Genomic DNA, 16,476 nt, shown 5'->3' with positions numbered 1-16,476 from the left:
ACTAAGCATTTAACTGTAGGAACCTGATATGAAAACAACTTATAAAATATTGGCCAGCTTTTGTGCGTTATACAGTGGCGTAGCGTTATCTAACGCTGCTAATTCAGGCAATGGACTACCCCCGCTAAGTCTTGATGTAGAGCAAGTTACGGTATCTGGCCTTTCTTCTGGCGGATATATGGCGACGCAATTTCATATTGCACACAGTGATTGGGTAAAAGGCGCAGGCATCATTGCTGCGGGGCCTTATTATTGTGCGCAAAATGATATCACCACTGCATTAAACCAGTGCGTGAATAAGGTAGATACACCAATTAATCTAGATGCACTTTCAAGCGTTGCCATAGATTATGCAAACGAAGGCAGTATTGCGCCTTTAGCGGGCCTTAAAGATGCCAAAGTATGGTTATTTCACGGCACAAACGACGTGCGTGTAACGGCGCAAGCCAGCGATTTACTGTACCGCCAATACCAAAGTTGGACAGACACTCAAAATATTGTATACGTGAATGACCAAAGCGCAGCACACCACTTCCCTACCTTGAATGAAGGCAGTAATTGCAGCGTTTCAGAAAGCCCTTTTATTGGTAACTGTAATTACGACACTGCGGGTAATATGTTGAACCACCTGTTGCCCTACTTAACCGCACCCGATGATTCGGTTTCAGGCAAGGTTTACACTATTTCTCAGCAAAAACTTGCGGGCAGCGATGGCGAAACCTTGGCGGAAAAAGGGTTTGTTTTTGTACCCGAAAACTGTGCATCAGGTGAATCGTGCAGCTTACATATTAGTTTTCATGGCTGTAATCAATATGCCGAAGTAGTTGGCAATAGCTATGTAACCAAAACAGGTATCAACCGATGGGCCGATGATAACAATATCGTTGTGTTGTACCCGCAAACTAAAAAATCGTTATTTATGCCATTAAACCCCCAAGGTTGCTGGGATTGGTGGGGATACACTTCAGATGATTATGCAAATCGAAAAGGCGCTCAAATTTCTGCTGTGGCCAATATGATTAAAGGCATTAACACAGGCACTATCAATAAAGCAACGACCAATACAGGAGCTGTAAATAATGACTAAGCGAACCGTATTTATAACTGGTGGCGCAAGCGGTATTGGCTTTGGTATAGCACAAGCAATGTCGAAAGCGGGACATCATGTGATTATTGCCGATATTAACGAACAAGCAGCACAAAGCGCTGCGAACGATATTCTGAAAGAAGGTGGCAGTGCCAGCGCTATTGAAGTTGATGTTTGCAATGCACAGCAAGTAGCCGCTTTACCTGACTTGCTCAAAGGACAAAAAGTAGATGTGTTAATTAACAATGCCGGTATTCAGCACGTCTCGCGCATTGAAGACTTCCCGCCTGAAAAATGGCAGCAACTAATTAATATTATGCTGGTTGGCCCCGCGCTTTTGACCCAAGCGTTTTTACCTAACATGCGCGAGCAAAACTTTGGGCGAATTATCAACGTCGGTTCAATTCACTCACTGGTGGCATCCCCTTATAAATCAGCTTATGTGGCAGCGAAACATGGCCTGCTGGGGTTTGCTAAAACTATCGCTCTTGAAACCGGCGACTGTGATGTAACCATCAACACCCTATGCCCTGCTTATGTAAAAACACCGTTGGTCGAAAAGCAGATTGCCTCTCAGGCTAAAGAAAACAACCTTACAGAAGAAGAAGTGATCAACAAAATAATGCTTGAGCCCATGCCTAAAAAGCAGTTTATTCGCGTAGATGAGTTGTCCGACACAGCGGCATTTTTAATGTCGGATAGTGCACGCAATATTACCGGCCAAACCATGGTACTGGATGGCGGCTGGACAGCCCGATAAACGTTACGCTAAGCCTTTCCATTCGTAAAATATCTGTGCTAATGTCCTGACATCAGTAAGGAAAACACATTAGCACCACATGCCCTATCAAACCGTTGCTTTAATTGGCAAACCTCAACACGCTGCTACGCACGACAGCTTAAATCTATTGGCTCAATACCTCACCGCAAAAGGCTGTGAATTATTGGTTGAAGAGAGCATCTCAAAAGAATTAGAAAGTGATAACCATCGCGCATGCAACTTAGTGACTATTGGTAAAGAAGCCGACCTTGCCGTAGTAGTAGGCGGTGATGGCAGTATGCTAGGTGCAGCAAGGGTATTGGCACGCTTTGATATCCATGTAGTAGGCGTAAACCGAGGCAACTTGGGTTTTTTAACCGATATCCACCCTGATGAAATTGTTCAGCAACTTGATCTTATTTTTGAAGGTGAATGCGTAGTTGAAAAACGCTTTTTATTAGATGTGGGTGTGTATCGTCATGAGAAACTAAAAAGTAGCAATTCCGCAGTGAACGAAGTGGTGCTTCACCACGGAAAAGTGGCGCACATGATGGAATTTGAAATTTATATAGATGACCAATTTGTATTCAGCCAACGCTCCGATGGACTAATTGTTGCTACGCCTACCGGTTCTACCGCCTACTCATTATCGGCAGGTGGCCCTATCATCATGCCTAAGCTCGATGCGTTAACCTTAGTGCCTATGTTTCCGCATACATTAAGCAGCAGACCGATTGTGGTAGACGCCGATAGCCAAGTGTCGATGAAAGTATCGAAGGTAAACAGCGACTCACTGCAAATAAGTTGTGACAGCCACATTGTACTCCCTGTACTTCCAGGCGATGAAATACGCATTAACAAAAGTGAAGATAAACTTTATTTAGTGCATCCAAAGGGTTACAGCTACTTTAATGTGCTTCGTAAAAAGTTAGGCTGGGGTAGCAAGCTTTATTAAGTAAAGCGGAAGAAATAAATTAATTTTAGCCCGCCTCTTTACATGCGCAAAATACTGTATATATTTACACATACTGTATAAACATCGAGTATAGTTATGTTAGCGCATCTTTCTATTAGTAACTTTGCAGTGGTTAAGCAACTGTCAGTTAATCTTGAAAAAGGGCTTACTGCCATCACTGGGGAAACCGGTGCCGGTAAGTCTATTGCCATTGACGCTTTAAGCTTGTGCTTAGGCGAGCGAGCTGATGCCAACGCCGTAAGAAGCACCGCGTCTAAAGCAGAAATTATTGCTCATTTTGCATTGGCCACAAATGCGAATGCAAAGCGTTATCTCGATGAGCATGAACTCACCTCAGACGAGGATGAAAACAGCTGTTTTATCCGCAGAGTTATATCGAAAGAAGGCCGCTCAAAAGCTTTTATTAACGGTATTCCCGCTTCACTTCAGCAATTGAAAGGCTTAGGCCAACACTTGCTTGCTATACATGGTCAGAATACTCACCTTCAACTTTTGAAAGAAGATTATCAACGCCAGCTTGTTGATACTGTGGGCAACCACAAAGACAGCCTTTCAAATGTAAAACAACACTTTGCCCTATGGCGTGAAAAGCAAAAAATGCTTAGCGAGCTACAAGCGCAAGCTCAGCAGCGTGAAGACAGATTGCAATTGCTTACTTATCAAGTTAGAGAGCTAGACGAATTTGCCTTAGAAGACGGTGAGTTTTTAGAACTCGAAACTGAACATAAGCGTTTAAGCAATGGGCAAAGTTTGCTAGAGCAAGCACAAACTAGTTTTTATCACTTGTACGAAAGTGACGAAGGCAATGCACTGTCTATATTACAAAATAGCATAGACCGTTTGGGCGAACTTGAATCTCACGATGCCAGTTTAAGCCCTATTCTTGTGTTGTTAAATGAAGCGGCCATTCAGGTTGAAGAAGCGGCCGGGGAATTGCGCCATTATTGCGATGACCTAGAAATAGACCCTCTTCGTTTACAGCAGGTAGAAGCTCGGTACGCAAAAGCGATGGAATTAGCACGCAAGCACAGCGTTATGCCCGAAGATTTATTTGCGCATCACCAAACCCTAGCGACTGAGTTTGCTTCGCTAGGCGATCAAGAGTCTTTGTTAACCACACTAGAAGATGAAGTCGATGTACTTAAAGCCCAATATCTAAGTGAAACGAAAGTATTGTCTGAATGTAGATTAAAAGCGGCAAATTATTTGGCTAGTGAAATTGAAACCCAAATTCATCAAATGAACATGCCTCACGCTAAGGTAGCCATTGAAGTTAATTACGATGAGTTTAAAAAGCCATCAGCTTTAGGCCAAGACTCGGTAGAAATTAAAGTTTCTACTAACCCCGGCCAAGCAGCTGACAAACTAGATAAAGTTGTATCTGGTGGTGAACTTTCAAGAATTGGCTTAGCCATTCAAGTTATTGCCAGCGATAACCATGCCACGCCTACTATGATTTTTGATGAAGTAGATACGGGCATTAGCGGGCCTACCGCGTCGATTGTGGGTGGGTTGCTTCGCCGTTTAGGCAAACAGGTACAAGTCATGTGCGTTACCCATTTACCTCAGGTTGCTGCGCAAGCGCATAACCAACTCTTTGTTACTAAGCTTACCGACGGTGAAAGTACTGAAACACAAATGTTGGCGTTAACGAAACAAGATAGAGTGGATGAATTAGCACGCTTGTTAGCTGGCGACAAAGTAACCAAGTCGGCCCTTGCTAACGCAAAAGAGTTATTGAAAAGCGCGCAATCGAACTAAAATGCAGTTGATTGGTCATACTTGTCGATGTAGCATGCCTTCGTGCTTACATTAACGCACCCCACCCGCTTGTATGCTGTTGGGTAACGAAGAAAAAGCAATACTGGACTGATTTACGCATGAAGTTGCAACATTTATTAATAATTTTAGGTTTTACCCTTACATCAAGCGCTTGTTCTAATTGGATTTATCGTATTGATGTGCCTCAAGGTAACTTTCTCGATCAAAGAGACGTTTCTAAACTACGCATCGGCATGACTAAAGAACAGGTTATCTACGTACTTGGTAACCCAGTAGTACAAGATTCTTTCGATGATGATACCTGGTACTACGTTTACGATATGAAACGCGGCATGAAAAAACGCGGTGAAGATTTCCAAAAGCAAATGGTTATTACATTTGAAGACGGCAAAGTAACGTCAGTAGAAGGTGACTTTGAGCTGTCTGAAGAATTCAATACGCCGCTAGACAGTTAAATAGCAACCGTAAGTACTAACACATATATGGCGAAGGAGCGTTTGTTTATTAACAGATTGCTCCTTGCTTGTTAGAGGTTTACACAAGTTGCTTTAAACAAGTTTATCCCCTCGATTTATCTGTAGCCCTCACACGTTAAGGAATATATTGATGGAACATGATTTTTGGCACAGCAAGTGGCATAAAAATGAAATTGGCTTCCATGAACCTGAGGGCAATGCACTTTTAGTTAAGTATGCTGATACCTTATTAGCTTCTACCTCACCGCGAGTATTCGTACCCTTGTGCGGTAAAACTAAGGATATTCATTGGTTGCTTGCTAACGGCTGCGAAGTAGTAGGTGCGGAATTAAGTGAAATTGCGATCACGCAGCTATTTGCCGAGTTGGACATTGAGCCAGAGATCACGACCTTAGGTAGTCTTAAACTATTTAAAAATGGACCACTAAGTATTTTTGTTGGTGATATTTTTGAGCTAACCAACGAAACACTGGGTGGCATAACCGGTATTTACGATAGAGCCGCATTAGTTGCGTTGCCTACCGAGCTTCGCGAGAAATATGCAGCGCATATTTGTGATATCACCGAATGCGCCCCCATCCTTTTGATAAGCTTCAATTATGACCAAAGCGTTATTCCTGGCCCTCCATTTTGCGTTGACGAAACAGAGGTAGCTCGGCTATACAACGCTAGTTATTCTATTACTCTGCTTGAACGTGAACCACTGGAAGGTGGCCTTAAGGGTAAAGTAGCGGCAGACTCACTAGTCTTCAATCTGAAGCATAAATAGTAAGTTTAAAGCGCAGTAGCACAGGCTTTAGAACGCGCTCCCTCTTCAGTAATTGCCTAAAACATCGCATAACCCAACATTCTCTATTGCGACGTAAGTGCGATAACTTGCTCTAAACCAAATAACAATGCGCCAATTAAGCCTCCCACCAAGGTGCCGTTAATTCGTACCTTTTGAAGATCGCGCCCAATATTTAGCTCAATTTGCTCAGCCATCTCATTTTCATCCCAGCTATTTATGGTATCTTCAATATGCTTGGTTAAAAAGTCTGCCAACTCTGGTGCCATGTACTTTCCAGCTTCACCAATATGCCGGTCGAATGCGCTCGATAAGCGCTCATCGGTGGTTAAAGAACGGCCTAATTCATTTAGCCAATGTGTCACTTTCGTTTCTGCTTTACCGCTTTCAGTACTCAAAGATTCAAGCATCCGGCCATGTAACGCTACCCAGCTTTTATTTAAAAAAGCTTTAAGGGCGGGATCATGAACCAGTTGCTCTTTATAATTGTTGATACGTTGAGCCATCGAGTCACTGGTTTGCACTTCATGTAAAAAGTCATTTACCTGCTCGTCAAACGCATGCCTCAAAGGGTGATTATCATCGGCGTACACGTCATCAAGTACGCGAGAAACCGCTTTTACCGCAATAAGTGCTCCCCGCTCACTCAACCAAGTTGAAGGAAGTAGTTTTTCTAATCGGTTATGCTCTGTTTTAAGCCAATCTATGAGTGTGGCAGCAATATATTCTTGCGTTTCAGGCTCACCCATCAATTTAGCAACGTTTCCGAGCAGCTTATCTAATACAAGCTGATGATGCCGCTCTCGGGTAATACTGCTCAACACAGTGGCTATAAGCTGTTGTAAGTCGAGTTGATTAATTCCTTTTTCAGCTGTTTTACCGATAAAGGCTTTAACTGGCTTGTCATCCACTAAACGAAGAATGCCGGCAAGTGCATCACATAAAAATCGGCTTAATTTTTTCGCATGTTGAGGGTCTTCTAACCATCGCCCTGCCCCTTTGGCAGGTTGACTAGATGCAATTAAGCTTTCAATGGCACTAGCATGAAAGAATTTTTCTTTAACAAATAGTGACAAGTTTTGCGCTATCACTCTTTTATTGCTCGCGACAATATTGGTATGAGGAATGGGATACCGAGCAGGTATCGGTTTAAAAAGCGCTGTTACCGCAAACCAGTCGGCGAGCCCTCCGACTAATGCAGCTTCACTAGCCATTTTTATCAGCCCCAACCATTTAGCACTAGCCAAGCTGGGAACATACACCTGTGTGACAATGGCAATCACGAAAACACCCGCGGCTATCAATAAGCAAATTAATGCATTTTGCTTCGCTCGCTTTAACTGCGAATGTTTGTCGTGCATAAATTACATCCTTTTACCAAGTTCATCTAATATTTGCTCACCATCTTCTTTAAAATAAGGGCCTGATGGCCATGAAGGTAGCAAGTCGAGTACTTTTTCACTAGGCCGACAAAGCCCTACGCCTTTTTCTGTGCAAACTATAGGCCTATTTACCAAAACTGGGTGTACCAACATAGCATCAAGCAAAGCATCGTCTGATACAGACTCATCCAGTAACCCTAACTCTTCTGCCGGTGACTTTGTTGTCCTGAGTGCTTGCCTAGGGGTTAAGTTCGCAGCTGCAAATAAACCAAGTAACTGAGAACGGGTCCAACCTTCGTTCAAATAATCTACAACAATTGGCGAGTACCCAGCATCTTCAATAATTTTAAGCACGTTACGAGATGTGCCGCAGGCGGGGTTGTGGTGAATAACAATCATAATTTAGACCTTGTAGGAAAAGTGACTTACTGAATTAAGATAATAACAGCTTAACACATATGATATTTCATATTTATTATCATTTGAGTGTGTGTCCAACTCAATTGCTGCTCATTTAAGTGTGTGTCCTACATATTCTGTCCTACATATCCGAGTGTGTGTCCAATTCTCATAGTTTTTGATTAGTTACCAAATCTACCTTTATTAACAACCTTTTAAGGCGCTTGGCTGTTCATATAGAAATAACTTGAATGCCGAACAATTGGTGTATTTCGCTATTATCTAGTGAAGTCATAAAAAACTATGATTGAGAAATGACACAGAAACCATTAAAACATTGATAATTATACTATTTTTATCTTGGCATGCTCTGTGATAGATAAGCGTACATTAATGAGTAATTTAGAACGTTAAACAACACTGAGAAGGCTTCACGATGAAAAAAACACTTATTGCCAGCACTTTATGCTTTGCAGCGACAACAATGCTTTCGGGCTGCGTAATTCATGTTGGTAATGCCAGTGCCCAAGAGGGAGAGGATATAAGTAGCGTGTTTGGTAGTGTAGATGTAGCAGAACATCGCTCGGTAGGCGATCTTTCTTCGGTCAATGGCAATGTATCGATTGAAGATTATGCACAAGCGGAAGATATTAGCGTTGTGAACGGCGGTGTAGAGATAGGTTCTCATGTACGCATTGACGACATCAACATCGTGAATGGCGACCTTGATGCGGGATCGAATCTGCATGTAACTAACAGTATTGAAACCGTTAACGGTGATATAAACATTGAAAAGCAAAGTACAATTCAAGGCAGCGTAGAAACGGTTAATGGTGATATTAAAATTGTAGACAGCGTAGTTGAGAACAATATTGAAAGTATGAATGGAGACATCACCCTTAAAGGCGATACCTTAGTTAAGGGCGACATTATATATAAGATGCGTGATGAAGGCTGGCTGGAAAGAAATAGCACAAAACCTAAGCTCACCATCGACGATGATGTTTCTATCGGCGGCTCAATAATTCTTGAACGCCCTGTAAATATGGATATTGCTAACGCCGCTCTACAAGAAAAAGTGATTGTCAGTTATTCATCTAGCAAGTAAGGTCTTGGTATTATTCCAAATGTAGATTGGCATGAACGAAAAACAGAAAATGTTATCCGGTGAACTCTACTACCCTAGCGATCGTGAGTTAACCGGATTACGCAAGGCCTGCAGGATAAAATTGGACGAGCTTAATGCTACCTGTCAAACAGAACACAAAGCCCGCACTCGTCAATTAAAGGCGCTTTTTGGCACTACGGGCAAACGCCTATACATAGAGTCGTCTTTCAAGTGTGACTATGGCGAAAACATCCATGTGGGTGAAAACTTTTACGCTAATTTTAATTGCGTCATATTGGATGCCGCTAAAGTCACTATTGGTGACAATTGTATGATTGCACCGCAAGTAGGTATTTACACTGCCACACACCCTATCGATCCAACATCTAGACAAACCGGTATCGAGTTCGCAAAGCCAATTACTCTCGGTCACAATTGTTGGATTGGCGGTATGGCGGTAATAAATCCAGGTGTTACCTTAGGCAATAATGTGGTGGTAGCTTCAGGGGCCGTTGTCACCAAAAGCTTTGGTGACAACGTTGTTATTGGCGGTAATCCGGCGAAAATCATCAAGCATACTGTGGTTACAAATGACGATGGGCTCAGTTGAAGCCCTTCATTATTGTAGTTAGTAAACACAATAGCCGCCCCTGATATAAGGTATTTATTACCCTACCAATGATACAGATCCACATTGGGTAATATGAATAGCTCTTTATCCGGCGAACCAGCGTGGATGGCAGTAGCCTCTTCTTCTATTATGAATAAATCGCCTATCACTTTGCGTTGATAAAGATGGACTCCCTTTATTGCGTCATAGATTTCGTCGGCGTAACCAAATTTATTGTTTTGGTATGATAGTGGATGACGGAGTAGCTTATCGCTAACCCAGAATTCCGTTTTTATTCCTGACTCTCTTACCAGCAATACCTGATTAGTTTGATAACCCAAGATTTCTTTTTGAGGTCCTAAAACCTCAAGTTTTTTAATCGCTAGACCTTCAAAGCCCTCAGGTTCTGCCACATTATTTACGCCAAATTTCATGATACCGCTTTTAAATAATGTGTATTCCTCGTTAGTGTCAGCAAAGTACCATGTTTTATCCGCGACGTTGGCATTGTAATTTATTTCCAACTTATCCCCGAACTCATTGAAGCAGTAGGACTTATTAACGCCCAAATTTTCGGTATTGTTTTCTATTAAAAATGCGATTTTGCTTTGAGCTTCTTCATCAAGTGCATTCACGCCGCTATAAGTTATTTTGTAATCAATACAACCGACAAATGAGTCGGTGGCTACGTGAGAAGAAGAAACAATTGATGGCGTTTGCTCTGTATTTACTAGGGACTGATGTTTGAAATAGGTTTCTTGAGCTAATACAGAATGGTTTGCGAGTAGTAGAAAAATCATCCATGATAATTTATATAAAGTCATTGTGTTTCCTCGTGCTTTATTACAAGCCAAGGTATCAAACTATTGGTAGTGAGTCTTAGTAAATTTTCACTTTACTTTCTGAAGAAGATAGCTTCTTACAGATGCCGGCTTTTTACGCTTTTTTAACGTCAACGCCCATAAAAAATTAAAAACAACGACTTCCCTCTATCTTTTGAAGTAAGGGAAATCGTTTTATCGCGCTTTTTAATTACTCTTAAAATTTAGGTTTGGCTTATTCCACCTAACCATTAATCCCACTTAGGCGCAAAGTCTGGATTAACAATACGCTCTCCGTTATCTAGTTCATCGATGCGGGTAATATCATCATCTGTGAGTGAGATATCGGTGTAAGAGAAGTTTTGCGCCAAGTGCTCTTTGCTGGTTGAAGAAGGAATGGTGTTAATCCCTTTTTTATCTAACCATGCCAATACCACCTGAGCAGGACTGGAGTCATGCGCATCGGCTATAGCGTTTAATGTGTCATCCTTCATTACATCACCGACGGCAAATGGCATATAAGCCGTTACGCCGATACCGCGCTCTTTACAGGCTTGTACAACTTGACGGTTCTGCATAAACGGGTGCAGCTCTATTTGGTTGGTGTAAATCTCTCCCTTACCTAAAATTTTCTCAGCCTGTTTAATCTGATCTATCGTGAAGTTAGACACCCCTATATGGCGCGTAAGACCAAGCTCTTTAGCTTGTTTCAAGCGCATCAAGTAATCTTCTAAAGAAATGTCATTACCTGGGTAAGGCCAGTGAATAAGCAGTAAATCAACATACTCAACTTTTAGCTTCGACAAGCTCTCGTGAACACTAGGAATAAACTTATCTTCACTTAAAGACTCGTACCACACCTTGGTGGTAATGAATAAATCGGAGCGTGTAATGCCGCTGGTTTTAATCGCATCGCCAACGAGCTCCTCATTTTTGTATATTTGTGCGGTATCTACATGCCTGAAACCTACATCTAGTGCATCGGTTACGGCATTGAGTGCAGTATCACCTTCCAAGCGGAATGTTCCCATTCCTAACTGAGGCATATCTTTCATATCAGTCTCCTTTTGTGTGCACGTTTATCAAATCATTGATGTGTTGTTCCTACGCACTCAAACCTTGAGGAGATCGAATTCACTGCAAAAAGTTAATCTATATTTTTGGACCGTTTGTATCTTCACAAAAATTCGCCCATCTGCATCGAAAATGACAAAATAAGTGGAAAATGACGCCACTTAATCGTATCCTGCTCAGCATTAAATATATGCCTTGTAGTCCTCATGCTTAACCGTTTTATTTTGCTGATACTTTTATTATTTCCTATCAGCAACTTAGCTATATCCTCTGAAATTAAGCACCTACGAGTTGGTGTTGAAGCTATGAATTATTACCCCGTAATGGACTTTACCACACCGCAACATCGCGGATTATTAAGCGATATCATGACGGACTTTGGCAATAGCCATAATATCTCGTTTGAATTCATTCCCCTTCCCTTACAACGTTTCAATCACTGGTTTGAAGACAATGCCATTGATTTTCGCTTACCTGATAACCCTAGATGGACCCAAAGTGGTACCCCAGGCCTGATTTACGGTGAAGCGCTAATAACCGTATGTGATACCTCGGTTGTGCTAACTGAAAACAGTGACATGCCAATGGATGAGGTTACTAAACTTGGATTGTTATACGGCTTTACCCCTGCCGAAAAATGGCAAGAAAAGCGTTCAGACGGCACGCTGACTATCGCCAATGAGCGTTCGGTTCGTATTCTTACTCGCATGCTTTTGAAAGGGTTAGTGGATGCTATTGATTTAAATATTGCGACGATTAAAAGTGAATTGGTATCGCAGGGCCTGTCTGAAGAATTAGTAGCAGTAGCAAAAAATGTCCCTGCTGACGGCGTAAAGTATCGTATCTCTACTCAGTCACAGCCAGAAGTACTCGCTAAACTTAATCGCTATGTTATTGAAAACCGCGAATCAATAGATGCTAAAGCGCAAAAGTATGGTATTGCTGCCGGGACTAATTGCGACTCATTGCATTAAAGTAATGTCTGTTGAGCGCAAGTTCGATTGCTAAGACAGGTGTATACAAAATAATTCTGCAAAAAAAAACGGGCAATGCCCGTTTTTTTCGAATCTGCTATTTCACACTATTATTAACGCTTAGGCGTTCTTGCTACCCGCTTTTTAACACCGCCATTCTCTTTACGTACCTTGTGTTTTTTCACAGAGCGACGCATACGGCTTAAACGTGCATGATCTAACTTGCCTTGGCGTACATCCACCATGGTTTGCGTTTCTTCAGGTAGTTGCACAATGTCCCGTAGTGAGTTTACGTCTTCTAAACCCAGCTCTACCCAAGCTCCCTGAGGTAAACGCTTTTGTAAGTCCATTGGACCGTATTTAACACGGATTAATCGGCTTACCTGTACACCTTGTGATTCCCACAAACGACGTACTTCTCGGTTGCGCCCTTCTTTAAGCGTAACGTTGAACCAACGGTTCATGCTCTCTTCTTCTGAGCCTGGAGGAGCGACTTTACCAGAGATACTTAAAAACTTAGCTTCGCCATCTTCAAGTTGAACACCTTTTTTCAAGGTATTTAACGTTTGATGCGTTACATCACCAAATACACGAACAGCATATTCGCGCTCTACTTCACACTTAGGGTGCATCAAACGGTTTGCAAGCTCACCATCGTTGGTAAACAACAATAGGCCGCTTGTGTTCATATCTAAACGCCCTACCGCAATCCAGCGGCCCATGCGAATAGCAGGTAAACGGTCAAACACCGTATCACGCCCTTCAGGATCGTGGCGGCTACATAATTCGCCCTCAGGCTTGTTATACATTAAAACGCGGCATACAGGCTGTTCAGTTTGACGAGACAACAAATGTCCATCAACCCGAATCTGCCCTGTTTCGTCAACACGGTCGCCCAATGTTGCCAATGTACCATTAACAGAAACGCGGCCTTGTTCTATCCAACGTTCCATTTCTCGTCGCGAGCCTAGCCCTTGGTTAGCTAGTACTTTTTGCAACTTTTCAGTCATTTGTATCACTCTTTATTTGCTTGTTTTCGGTCGCACGGTCTGTTACCTCAGACGGTGCCTCATTTAACACCTTAAGCGACGAGGTGGAATCAATACTTTTAGCCATTTCATCAAAGGCATCGGAATTGGGAAGCTCCGATAACGATGAAAGCGAAAAGTAATCTAAAAAAGTATTCGTGGTCGCATATAAAGCTGGCCTGCCTGGCACTTCTTTATGCCCCACTACTTTTACCCATTCTCGTTCTGTGAGTGTCTTCATTATACTACTGCTTACCGCTACACCTCTTACTTGCTCAATTTCTCCACGAGTAATAGGTTGACGATAGGCAATAAGTGCCAAAGTTTCCAACATAGCGCGGGAATACTTTGGGGCAGTCTCCTGCCATAGTTTGCTCAACCATGGACTCAACGCATCCACAGATTGAAATCGGTAACCACTGGCTACCTTCACTAATTGTATACCCCTAGGTTGATAATCTAAGGTTAGCTCATTAATGACTGTTTTTAAGGTTCTCTCTGCTACCGTGAAGTCACTTAGCACCGTGTCTCTCAACTGCTGAATAGACACTGGAGCATCGGCAACGAATATGGCGGCTTCAACCAGTTGTTTTAATTGAGCTGTTTTTATTTTTTTCATTTTTACTCAACGCTACTGCCTAATTTTACATGAATTCGGGCGTAAGGACCCGCCTGAATACAAAAAATCAGTTGTTCTTTTACCAATTCTAGAATAGCTAGGAAGCATACCACCACACCAGCGCGCCCCTCTTCCACCGTAAATAACCCCTCAAGTGGTGTAAATTCACTGGCATTTATCAAATTGAGTATCATCGACATACGCTCACGCGTACTTAGGGCTTCACGGGCAATAGTATGGTGTTCAAATGCCGCCGCCCGTTTCATTGCCCCACTAAACGCAAGTACAATTTCCGCTAGGCTTATCTCTGGTTCAATTCGTACCGGCGCAACACTGTCGGCTGCTAACACATTGGTATCAAATATGTCTCGTTCTAAACGAGGCTGAATATCCAAATCTTCAGCGGCTTGTTTAACGAGTTCATATTCTTTCAGCCGCCTAATAAGTTCAGCGCGAGGGTCTTCTTCCTCATCACTATCGCTGCTACGTTTAGGTAGCAATAACCGTGATTTTATCTCGGCTAAAATAGCGGCCATCAACAGGTATTCTGCGGCTAGTTCTAGCTTTAACGACATCATGGCATCGACATATTCCATGTATTGCTTAGTGATTGTCGCCACCGGCAAGGTAATAATATCGAATTTTTGTTTTCGTATAAGGTACAGCAGAAGGTCGAGCGGCCCTTCAAACGTTTCTAAAATAACTTCTAGCGCATCAGGCGGAATAAATAAGTCTTCAGGCTTTTCTATTAACGCCTCACCATGAATAAATGCGAGCGGAAGCGGCTGCTGAATGGGCGATTGCTCACTGCTCATCGGTACACACTATTCAAATGGGGCAGGATCGCCCGTGCCACGGCGCATAATGACAGGGGTATCTTCAGATAAATCAATAACGGTAGTAGGCTGCTCGCCTAAATACCCGCCATGAATAATAACCCCAACCTGCTTTTCTAAATTATCGCGAATAACGTCAGGATCTGATTCTGCCATGGTATTACCAGGCAAAATAAGCGAGGTAGACATAAGCGGCTCGCCAAGGGTTTCAAGCAGCGCTAACGCAATGGCGTTATCAGGCACACGGATACCGATGGTCTTACGCTTCGGATTTTGCAAACGCTTGGGCACTTCACGGGTGGCTTTTAGTACAAAGGTGTATGACCCTGGCGTGTTATTTTTAATTTGTCTAAATGCCGTATTATCCACTTTTGCGTAAATAGATAATTCAGACATATCTCTGCACATGAGCGTGAAGTTGTGGTCTTTGCCAATATCTCGAATGCGGCATAGTTGCTCTAAGGCTTTTTTATCTTCCATCTGACAACCAATGGCATAACCAGAGTCGGTAGGATAAACCACTACCGCCCCTTCACGTATAAGCTCACAAGCTTGGTTCAACAAACGTTGCTGTGGGTTTTCAGGATGAATATAGAAAAACTGACTCATGATAATGTCCTGTTCATGCCTATTGCTTGGCTATTGTTTAGCGAAAGAAGGCAGCTAATACCACGCTGCGAACCACTAGCCGCTAATCGTTAATACTAGGTGCTGATTGGTTCACCGCGTCAGCAAACCCCTCAACCACTGGCCAATCGTGCCATATTGGCGTTAAGTTACTGCTAATACCCAAATTCTTACCTAGCTCGGTCCATCGTGATGGAAAGTGAAAATCAGAGCCTGCCGAAGCCAATAAATCATGGCTAGCGGCGAGTTCATTCACCAGCGCTTGCTTGTCTTTGCTAATACCAGGAAACGCAGTTTCAATTGCATCGCCGCCCGCTTGGGCAAATAAATCAACTAATCTACGTAGCCATTTTGCGGTCATGTCGTAATGAACGGGGTGTGCTAGCACGGCTTGGCCGCCTGCACCGTGGATCCACTCAATGGCAGTTTCAACACTTGGCCACTCTGCTTTCACCGCTGCACGCTTGCCTTTGCCTAAATACTTTTTAAAGGCTGCGTTCATGGTGCCAACGCCATAGTTATTCACCAGCACACGTGCAAAATGTGCGCGGGTTACCTGCCCTTCACCGGCTAATGCAATGGCCCGAGGAAGTACCCCTTCAAACCCGCACTTGCCCAACTTTTCCGCTATTTTTTCTGCTCTTACTTTTCGAGTTTGAGCCTGACCTTCAAGTTGCGCTAGAAATGTTGGGTTGGTTCTATCAACATTTAACCCCACAACGTGAATATCGAAACCATGCCAATTGGTGGAAATTTCGACACCGTCAATAATTTTCAACGGCCTTTTTTGTTTCGCCTGCGTGTTATGCGCCGTTTCTAATCCCGCCACTGTGTCGTGGTCGGTAATGGCTAATACGTCAACCTGCATGGTGTGCGCACGCAGTATAAGCTCCTCTGCAGTGAGGTGCCCATCGGAGAATTTTGTATGGCTGTGGAGATCTATTTTCAAAGGCTTTTCAATAATTGGTTGACACAAAGGTGAATTTGTTTTCTTCTATACGCACAAGTATACAGATTTACGCCTTCGATAACTATCGATGTTCGTACAAGATTGAACCAAACACGAGTTTATTCATGCAATTAATGACAATCACAACAGTAACAACTATTGCTTCTTGGTGGTGGCACTC

The 16,476-nt window shown here is 42.8% G+C and carries 18 protein-coding genes; 9 read left to right on the top strand and 9 right to left on the bottom strand.

Annotation, left to right across the window (positions count from 1 at the left end):
• The first annotated feature begins 28 nt into the window (after positions 1-28).
• The 6 genes from AAC006_RS15190 to tmpT all read left to right on the top strand — a co-directional run bounded on the left by AAC006_RS15190 (position 29) and on the right by tmpT (position 5,850).
• Positions 29-1,087 (top strand): PHB depolymerase family esterase, encoded by a 1,059-nt coding sequence (locus AAC006_RS15190; protein ID WP_126873925.1) that lies wholly within the window; start codon positions 29-31, stop codon positions 1,085-1,087.
• On the top strand, positions 1,080-1,847 hold the full coding sequence (locus AAC006_RS15185) for a 3-hydroxybutyrate dehydrogenase (RefSeq protein ID WP_126873926.1): 768 nt from the start codon (positions 1,080-1,082) through the stop codon (positions 1,845-1,847). Before AAC006_RS15190 ends, AAC006_RS15185 begins: the two co-directional genes overlap by 8 nt.
• A gap of 79 nt (positions 1,848-1,926) precedes the next feature.
• Positions 1,927-2,802, top strand: a complete 876-nt coding sequence (gene nadK / locus AAC006_RS15180; RefSeq protein ID WP_013784764.1) for an NAD(+) kinase — start codon at positions 1,927-1,929, stop codon at positions 2,800-2,802.
• A gap of 96 nt (positions 2,803-2,898) precedes the next feature.
• Positions 2,899-4,584, top strand: coding sequence for a DNA repair protein RecN (recN, locus tag AAC006_RS15175; protein ID WP_013784766.1), 1,686 nt, complete (start codon positions 2,899-2,901; stop codon positions 4,582-4,584).
• Between the two features lie 119 nt (positions 4,585-4,703).
• Complete coding sequence (bamE, locus tag AAC006_RS15170; protein ID WP_013784767.1) at positions 4,704-5,060, top strand: outer membrane protein assembly factor BamE; 357 nt, start codon at positions 4,704-4,706, stop codon at positions 5,058-5,060.
• A gap of 151 nt (positions 5,061-5,211) precedes the next feature.
• Positions 5,212-5,850: a thiopurine S-methyltransferase gene (gene tmpT, locus AAC006_RS15165; RefSeq protein WP_126873927.1), complete on the top strand. Its 639-nt coding sequence runs from the start codon at positions 5,212-5,214 to the stop codon at positions 5,848-5,850.
• 83 nt (positions 5,851-5,933) lie between these two features.
• Here tmpT and AAC006_RS15160 read toward each other — a convergent pair whose 3' ends face one another.
• Both AAC006_RS15160 and arsC read right to left on the bottom strand, forming a co-directional pair.
• Positions 5,934-7,229, bottom strand: coding sequence for a DUF445 family protein (locus AAC006_RS15160; RefSeq protein WP_013784769.1), 1,296 nt, complete (start codon positions 7,227-7,229; stop codon positions 5,934-5,936).
• Positions 7,230-7,232: 3 nt separating this feature from the next.
• The gene (gene arsC / locus AAC006_RS15155; RefSeq protein ID WP_013784770.1) at positions 7,233-7,649 is read right to left on the bottom strand and encodes an arsenate reductase (glutaredoxin); all 417 of its coding nucleotides are present in this window, start codon (positions 7,647-7,649) and stop codon (positions 7,233-7,235) included.
• Positions 7,650-8,085: 436 nt separating this feature from the next.
• Here arsC and AAC006_RS15150 point away from each other — a divergent pair, with 436 nt between their 5' ends.
• Together AAC006_RS15150 and AAC006_RS15145 are read left to right on the top strand one after the other, a co-directional pair.
• Positions 8,086-8,757 carry a hypothetical protein gene (locus AAC006_RS15150; protein ID WP_126873928.1) on the top strand — a complete coding sequence of 224 codons (672 nt, stop codon included), beginning with the start codon at positions 8,086-8,088 and terminating at the stop codon, positions 8,755-8,757.
• Between the two features lie 31 nt (positions 8,758-8,788).
• The gene (locus AAC006_RS15145; protein ID WP_126873929.1) at positions 8,789-9,367 is read left to right on the top strand and encodes a sugar O-acetyltransferase; all 579 of its coding nucleotides are present in this window, start codon (positions 8,789-8,791) and stop codon (positions 9,365-9,367) included.
• A gap of 62 nt (positions 9,368-9,429) precedes the next feature.
• Here AAC006_RS15145 and AAC006_RS15140 read toward each other — a convergent pair whose 3' ends face one another.
• Together AAC006_RS15140 and dkgB are read right to left on the bottom strand one after the other, a co-directional pair.
• Entirely contained in the window at positions 9,430-10,191 is a 762-nt protein-coding gene (locus tag AAC006_RS15140; RefSeq protein ID WP_013784773.1) for a hypothetical protein, read from the bottom strand.
• 248 nt (positions 10,192-10,439) lie between these two features.
• A complete protein-coding gene (gene dkgB, locus AAC006_RS15135; protein WP_126873930.1) occupies positions 10,440-11,243 on the bottom strand; it encodes a 2,5-didehydrogluconate reductase DkgB in 804 nt (267 codons plus the stop codon).
• Positions 11,244-11,567: 324 nt separating this feature from the next.
• Here dkgB and AAC006_RS15130 point away from each other — a divergent pair, with 324 nt between their 5' ends.
• A complete protein-coding gene (locus tag AAC006_RS15130; protein ID WP_126873931.1) occupies positions 11,568-12,236 on the top strand; it encodes a hypothetical protein in 669 nt (222 codons plus the stop codon).
• Positions 12,237-12,349: 113 nt separating this feature from the next.
• Here AAC006_RS15130 and rluB read toward each other — a convergent pair whose 3' ends face one another.
• The 5 genes from rluB to AAC006_RS15105 form a co-directional block, all read right to left on the bottom strand.
• On the bottom strand, positions 12,350-13,246 hold the full coding sequence (gene rluB, locus AAC006_RS15125) for a 23S rRNA pseudouridine(2605) synthase RluB (RefSeq protein ID WP_013784776.1): 897 nt from the start codon (positions 13,244-13,246) through the stop codon (positions 12,350-12,352).
• The gene (gene scpB / locus AAC006_RS15120; protein ID WP_126873932.1) at positions 13,239-13,883 is read right to left on the bottom strand and encodes an SMC-Scp complex subunit ScpB; all 645 of its coding nucleotides are present in this window, start codon (positions 13,881-13,883) and stop codon (positions 13,239-13,241) included. Before scpB ends, rluB begins: the two co-directional genes overlap by 8 nt.
• Positions 13,884-13,885: 2 nt before the next feature.
• The gene (locus tag AAC006_RS15115) at positions 13,886-14,698 is read right to left on the bottom strand and encodes a ScpA family protein (RefSeq protein WP_126873933.1); all 813 of its coding nucleotides are present in this window, start codon (positions 14,696-14,698) and stop codon (positions 13,886-13,888) included.
• A 9-nt stretch (positions 14,699-14,707) separates the two neighbouring features.
• Positions 14,708-15,328 (bottom strand): L-threonylcarbamoyladenylate synthase, encoded by a 621-nt coding sequence (locus tag AAC006_RS15110; RefSeq protein WP_013784779.1) that lies wholly within the window; start codon positions 15,326-15,328, stop codon positions 14,708-14,710.
• A gap of 82 nt (positions 15,329-15,410) precedes the next feature.
• Complete coding sequence (locus tag AAC006_RS15105) at positions 15,411-16,295, bottom strand: PHP domain-containing protein (RefSeq protein ID WP_126873934.1); 885 nt, start codon at positions 16,293-16,295, stop codon at positions 15,411-15,413.
• Between the last annotated feature and the right edge of the window lie 181 nt (positions 16,296-16,476).

It is taken from the genome of uncultured Alteromonas sp., from assembly GCF_963976965.1.
GTDB lineage: Bacteria > Pseudomonadota > Gammaproteobacteria > Enterobacterales > Alteromonadaceae > Alteromonas > Alteromonas naphthalenivorans.
Note: the sequence above shows the minus strand (reverse complement) of the source record. Positions and strands in the feature narration are given on the sequence as shown.

Bases quoted from the DNA above. Each gene is read 5' to 3' on its own strand.
- AAC006_RS15190 (WP_126873925.1), top strand. From the start codon at position 29: ATGAAAACAACTTATAAAATATTGGCCAGCTTTTGTGCGTTATACAGT.
- AAC006_RS15185 (WP_126873926.1), top strand. From the start codon at position 1,080: ATGACTAAGCGAACCGTATTTATAACTGGTGGCGCAAGCGGTATTGGC.
- nadK (WP_013784764.1), top strand. From the start codon at position 1,927: ATGCCCTATCAAACCGTTGCTTTAATTGGCAAACCTCAACACGCTGCT.
- recN (WP_013784766.1), top strand. From the start codon at position 2,899: ATGTTAGCGCATCTTTCTATTAGTAACTTTGCAGTGGTTAAGCAACTG.
- bamE (WP_013784767.1), top strand. From the start codon at position 4,704: ATGAAGTTGCAACATTTATTAATAATTTTAGGTTTTACCCTTACATCA.
- tmpT (WP_126873927.1), top strand. From the start codon at position 5,212: ATGGAACATGATTTTTGGCACAGCAAGTGGCATAAAAATGAAATTGGC.
- AAC006_RS15160 (WP_013784769.1), bottom strand. From the start codon at position 7,229: ATGCACGACAAACATTCGCAGTTAAAGCGAGCGAAGCAAAATGCATTA.
- arsC (WP_013784770.1), bottom strand. From the start codon at position 7,649: ATGATTGTTATTCACCACAACCCCGCCTGCGGCACATCTCGTAACGTG.
- AAC006_RS15150 (WP_126873928.1), top strand. From the start codon at position 8,086: ATGAAAAAAACACTTATTGCCAGCACTTTATGCTTTGCAGCGACAACA.
- AAC006_RS15145 (WP_126873929.1), top strand. From the start codon at position 8,789: ATGAACGAAAAACAGAAAATGTTATCCGGTGAACTCTACTACCCTAGC.
- AAC006_RS15140 (WP_013784773.1), bottom strand. From the start codon at position 10,191: ATGACTTTATATAAATTATCATGGATGATTTTTCTACTACTCGCAAAC.
- dkgB (WP_126873930.1), bottom strand. From the start codon at position 11,243: ATGAAAGATATGCCTCAGTTAGGAATGGGAACATTCCGCTTGGAAGGT.
- AAC006_RS15130 (WP_126873931.1), top strand. From the start codon at position 11,568: ATGAATTATTACCCCGTAATGGACTTTACCACACCGCAACATCGCGGA.
- rluB (WP_013784776.1), bottom strand. From the start codon at position 13,246: ATGACTGAAAAGTTGCAAAAAGTACTAGCTAACCAAGGGCTAGGCTCG.
- scpB (WP_126873932.1), bottom strand. From the start codon at position 13,883: ATGAAAAAAATAAAAACAGCTCAATTAAAACAACTGGTTGAAGCCGCC.
- AAC006_RS15115 (WP_126873933.1), bottom strand. From the start codon at position 14,698: ATGAGCAGTGAGCAATCGCCCATTCAGCAGCCGCTTCCGCTCGCATTT.
- AAC006_RS15110 (WP_013784779.1), bottom strand. From the start codon at position 15,328: ATGAGTCAGTTTTTCTATATTCATCCTGAAAACCCACAGCAACGTTTG.